The sequence below is a fragment of the Oleiphilus sp. HI0080 genome (assembly GCF_001635135.1).
On the sequence record NZ_LWFU01000429.1, the window covers coordinates 1 to 4,843 of the forward strand.

Here is a 4,843-nt window from a genome sequence, read left to right on the forward strand (position 1 = left end):
GATGCGGATAAGTATCGAATCTCCTCGCGTATGAATGCGTTTAAAGTGTTGCCCGTTGAAAACTTGAAAGCGATGGCCTTGGCCAACATGGATCCAGAGCAGTTGATGGCGATGGCATTTGAGTCATTAGCTCAGAACGCAGGAAAGATAAATGAATTGACCATTACCCCAGATTTGTTCAGCAAAATGGTGAAAGCAAATGGCTAGTAGTGCGCGTGTTGTGATGATTACACGTAAGACGCGTGTTCAAGAACTAATTGAGCGCTTCAATTCGTGGTCTCAGGCTAAGTTTTATCTAGAGCACAACCAGGTTGATGTGAGCGACTACTTAGACGAACACGAAACGTATTTAGAGCAAGTCAAACGTGCCGAGACCTACCTGCGTCAGCAGGGGCAGTTTCAGCGAATTGACCGGTCGATGTTGCCTAACTATCAATTCGGTGCTCAGGATATTGTCGTGGTCATTGGGCAGGATGGCTTAGTCGCCAACACGTTGAAATACTTGGCCAATCAACAAGTAATCGGGGTAAACCCAGACGAGGCTCGCTTTGATGGCCAATTGCTTGCATTTACTGTGCGAGATCTTGTCGATGTCATACCGGCATCTTCTGCAAACCAAGTGGATACGCGAGAAGTGACATTTGCGAAGGTAGAGACAAATGATGGCCAGAGTATGCGGGCAGTGAATGATTTCTTTATCGGACCAAAATCGCACACTTCTGCGCGTTACACCTTGCGTTGGAAAAACCGCGAAGAGATGCAGAGTTCGTCCGGGATCATTGTTTCAACGGGGTTTGGTTCAACAGGGTGGTTCCAGTCAATACTTGCTGGAGCGATGGGGGTTACAGGCTCTCAAGAACACGCTATGCAGGGAGGCTTCCCATGGGACGATGATCGTCTTCAGTTTGCGGTGAGAGAGCCATTTCCAAGCAATACGAGTAGCACGGATGTTGTTTTTGGGGAGATCACAAAAAAACAGACGTTTGCACTTGAGTCTCACATGCCGGAAAACGGTGTGATTTTTTCAGATGGTATCGAGAGTGACTTTATTCAGTTCAACTCTGGCTGTGTTGTGAGCGTTACCGTAGACCGTGAAAAAGGTAGGTTAGTGGTCGCATAGCGACAATATATGACGCTTTGCTGTGTAATCTGGTCATGAGCAAAAAATGAATAAAGCCCGGTGCGATGTTTAGCGTGTGCAGCGAATGGAAAGAAAGGAGCGACAAGGGTGAGTGACAAGTTGAATACAGAGCAGATACAGATAGCGATCAATCAAACTGGCGATTCAGCATTGCTTGAATCATCAAGGCATGGAACAGAAATCCGTCACGCGGAGATCCGTGTGAGTAATCCGTTAAACGCCGAAGTTCAAAAAGACAAACTAGGGCGCGAAGCTATAGCCTTATTTGTTTCTCTGGACGACATGGACGACTTTGCGATTGCGTGGTGCAAGCATCGCAAATTACAAGGTGCCTTAGGTGGCCCGGTCGGTAATGAATGGGGCTCTCCTGACTGCCCATATGAATAACGCCTTGCTCTAGTTAATGGCGCGAGAATAACTCCACTTAAAAATAGGCGGGCTGTGTGAAGACCTATAAACCAAATATGGCACTTGTGAAGCGCTTGATTATGAAGCTCGATCCAGAGTTTTATGGGCTGTCCCTGGAAGAGCAAAATCGAAAGCGCCAGCAGTTCATCCACCTGTATATGGAAAAAGTTGACGAGTATTTGTACAAAGAGTTATTTGGTTTGGGCTATGACCCCGAAGCAGGTTATGGGGACGACCCTTTGGATAGTGATCAGCTCAATGTATTCAATGCGCACACTACAGCTCTGTCTGGGATTGGAGAGAACTATTTTAGGTTCAATGAACTGCATGGAAAAGACTTCGATCTTAGTTCATTTGAGAATCTCCGCGATTTTGACCAAAAGGAATTCAATTTCCAGCAAAGCGCGAACCAACGAGACTTCCCTGATCGTTTTATCGAACGCCCTTACCGCCTTTATCTTAATCACTGCTGGGCGCGCATATTAGACGAGTCTCAACGATTTCTATATCTGACGATTTCCAGCATGAGTTACTACATTCTCGATGCTATGGAGCAGGCGGATGATCTTATCGATGAGTTGATTCCCAGTGAGTTTGTTAAGGGTGAAAACCATGGAGAAAATGATAATGGTGGATTTATTTGGGATATGCGTAGGAATGCACACGGTAAAGAAAGAGAACTTGAGGAGTTGATCGACCGTGTTCGAGAGTATCAACAGAAACGTTATTATGAAATGAATGATGAGTTTCATTTTGCCGACACAGACGTATTTCTGATCGAACGTACGGATTACAGTGGCGACGCGGTGATGGACGTTATTGTAAAAAATACGAGTGCCGCAGAGAAAATCAGATTCGAATATTTCCTTCGGGACTGCCGAGCACACGAAACTGACGATGTGGAGTTAAACGCGTTAATTAAGCGCGAACTTAGTGCGCAGGAGAGCTTTATTCGCGAGCAATATGACGATATCTGTAAGAACTTTGATCCAACGGTTGTGAAATTTAAAAAGAAGTACAAGGTCGTGTTTAGCCCAGAAGCGATAGATGATCTCGATCGTATCGAATCTGAAGAGCGCTCGCCTGACGATGAAGAGTAAATGAAGAGTAAAAGGGGTGCTCAATGAAAAAGATTATATATGTTGATATGGATAACTGCATGTGTGACTACACAGCGTCTTACCTCCGCTACAAAGAGCAATTTCCCGAAGTTAAGTATCCCCAGAGCATCCCCGGCTTGTTCCTCGGGTTGGACCCAATTCAAGGCGCGCTGGAAACGGTCAAGTGGTTAGCGGCTCATGAGCTCTTTGATGTATATATCCTATCGACGCCTTCCGTTATGAATCCGCATAGCTATTCGGAAAAACGCCAATGGGTAGAAAAGCACCTTGGAATGGATTTCGTAAGAAAGCTCATCCTCTCGGCACACAAGCATTTGAACAAGGGAGACTTCTTGATCGATGACCGAGCGAAAGGTCAGGGCCAGGATGTGTTTGAAGGTGAACTTGTTCAATATGGGAGCGCTCCATATCCAGATTGGCCATCAGTAAAAACTTATTTTGAGCAGGTTCTTAGCGATCCGGATCTCAATAGGATTGATGACCTGAAAGAGCAAATTCTATGCTTTCGAGCATTTGATCTCAGAAATCGTTTTGAAGAGCCATTTGCTACATTTCTTGATGCGCTTGAAGCACTGCAGTCTGAGCGCGCCTACCTACCTGAAGAGTCGGGAGAGATTGTTTGTTACTTAAAAGACGGAAAGCGCATTGTCGTTCCAGAGCATTTTTACATTGAGCGAAAGCCTAGATTTGAGTCTCGTGAAGAGGCCGAGACTTGGCTAAGAGACCGCAATGAAAATGCAAAGGGTGGTGGCATAGCGTCCGTAATGGGAATTGCTGTCGCGAACCCGAAAGACCCATTTGAAAAGCAGGTCGAAGACGCGCTTGCGTTTTGTTATTTGGAACTCATCGATTCATCCAGAAATCAGGAGATATGTTTTGCTGTTCAGCAGTGGCTTAGCTTGGCGTTAAAACCCTTAGCTTTCGACAATTAATGTCGCTTTGCCCCTTAGGATCGAAATTCCTTTTAACTAAATAAGGAGAAAGGCCATGTGTGATTACTCCCAAGGTTTTAAGTTGTGCAGCTGCGGTAGCGATGAGCTCGATCAAAACAAGCCTCACTGGATTTTACATCGGAAATCACCTCGGCCAAAAGATGATTTTGCTTCATTCATTGTTGGTGAGGCGCAAGTTGATGAGCACTATGGCTCTGAGCTTCGAGAAGCGATTCTGGGCAAGCTAAGAGACGGTAACTGCTTCGATCAGGACTTCAAGATAAAGCAAAAAGATCGTCTTGATTTCTTCACGGGCAAAGAGTGGTATCGTTATGAACTGCGAAGAAATGGTTGGCAGATATATACCTTCGATTCTCCGGGCATTAAATACGAACCTATTCAGAACGGAATAATTGAGCAGCAAAGTTTTAGTAGGTGACCTTAGTATATTTTTAGAGACTCCTTATGGAACAATTTACGGATGACGATTACCTAAAAGGAATCATTCTATTCGGGCTGAATGCCGCAACCTACAAAATGGCAAACTATTACAATGAGAGGTGTTTTTGAGAAGATTGAGTCTTGGAAGGCGGGAATGAGGTGATCCTTCGTTTTTTGATCAAGGATTGGCGCACCCCGTTTCATACAAAAATAAGGGAGCCCAGAATGACCTCGGTGAAACTGGTTGTCATTGCTCTGATCAATTGCTTTTACCTGAAATCAGAAGGCGAGAGTTGTTAGTTTTCAATTAGGCTTTAAATGAATATAGAACTCCAAGTTTATCAAATTGTCACGCTCAATCATGCTTGGAAACGGCAGCGTGAGCTTAGAGGAGCAGCTCACCCAACTGTAAAGGCTTTGCAGCGAAGGAAGTCGTCGCTTCAGGTTTCTTTGTTGAGAGACCAGTATTTACATGCATATTTAAGGTTGGATCAAGATAATATGGAGGGGGAGCCACTTTATAGCGTGCGCCTTCGTTCCCCTGTAAAGATCAATAATTACCCCTTTCGATCAGATGCAGAGCACATTCCCGTTCGTATCGCTGAAGAACTATTAACGCTAGAAGAGCTAAAAACTATGGTGAAAAAACTATGACACCCACAATAACGTCTATTTGGATGTTCGTTGAACAAAATATGATACTCGCTTTAACGTTGATTTGGATGCTCGTTATTGCTCTGGGTTTTGTGTTTTATAGCTTTAGGGAGGCTCATTTTCTTTTAAAATACCGAGGTAAAATT

The 4,843-nt window shown here is 44.6% G+C and carries 6 protein-coding genes and 1 pseudogene; all 7 read left to right on the forward strand.

Annotated features, from left to right (window positions below; genetic code table 11):
• Nucleotides 1-207, forward strand: a pseudogene (locus A3751_RS08220) (SPFH domain-containing protein); the annotation flags it as partial.
• Nucleotides 200-1,120 carry a sugar kinase gene (locus A3751_RS08225; protein WP_068454249.1) on the forward strand — a complete coding sequence of 307 codons (921 nt, stop codon included), beginning with the start codon at nucleotides 200-202 and terminating at the stop codon, nucleotides 1,118-1,120. The pseudogene A3751_RS08220 and the gene A3751_RS08225, both read left to right, overlap by 8 nt.
• A gap of 108 nt (nucleotides 1,121-1,228) precedes the next feature.
• Nucleotides 1,229-1,528, forward strand: a complete 300-nt coding sequence (locus A3751_RS08230) for a hypothetical protein (protein WP_068454252.1) — start codon at nucleotides 1,229-1,231, stop codon at nucleotides 1,526-1,528.
• Between the two features lie 56 nt (nucleotides 1,529-1,584).
• Nucleotides 1,585-2,649 carry a hypothetical protein gene (locus tag A3751_RS08235; RefSeq protein WP_156492333.1) on the forward strand — a complete coding sequence of 355 codons (1,065 nt, stop codon included), beginning with the start codon at nucleotides 1,585-1,587 and terminating at the stop codon, nucleotides 2,647-2,649.
• A 23-nt stretch (nucleotides 2,650-2,672) separates the two neighbouring features.
• Entirely contained in the window at nucleotides 2,673-3,602 is a 930-nt protein-coding gene (locus tag A3751_RS21770) for a hypothetical protein (RefSeq protein WP_082863124.1), read from the forward strand.
• Between the two features lie 55 nt (nucleotides 3,603-3,657).
• Nucleotides 3,658-4,041, forward strand: coding sequence for a hypothetical protein (locus tag A3751_RS08245; protein ID WP_068454258.1), 384 nt, complete (start codon nucleotides 3,658-3,660; stop codon nucleotides 4,039-4,041).
• Between the two features lie 320 nt (nucleotides 4,042-4,361).
• Nucleotides 4,362-4,697, forward strand: a complete 336-nt coding sequence (locus tag A3751_RS08250) for a hypothetical protein (protein ID WP_068454261.1) — start codon at nucleotides 4,362-4,364, stop codon at nucleotides 4,695-4,697.
• Nucleotides 4,698-4,843: the final 146 nt, after the last annotated feature.

What these genes read in the sequence shown, in the direction of transcription:
- A3751_RS08245 (WP_068454258.1), top strand. Translation starts at nt 3,658, where the DNA reads ATGTGTGATTACTCCCAAGGTTTTAAGTTGTGCAGCTGCGGTAGCGAT.
- A3751_RS08225 (WP_068454249.1), top strand. Translation starts at nt 200, where the DNA reads ATGGCTAGTAGTGCGCGTGTTGTGATGATTACACGTAAGACGCGTGTT.
- A3751_RS08250 (WP_068454261.1), top strand. Translation starts at nt 4,362, where the DNA reads ATGAATATAGAACTCCAAGTTTATCAAATTGTCACGCTCAATCATGCT.
- A3751_RS21770 (WP_082863124.1), top strand. Translation starts at nt 2,673, where the DNA reads ATGAAAAAGATTATATATGTTGATATGGATAACTGCATGTGTGACTAC.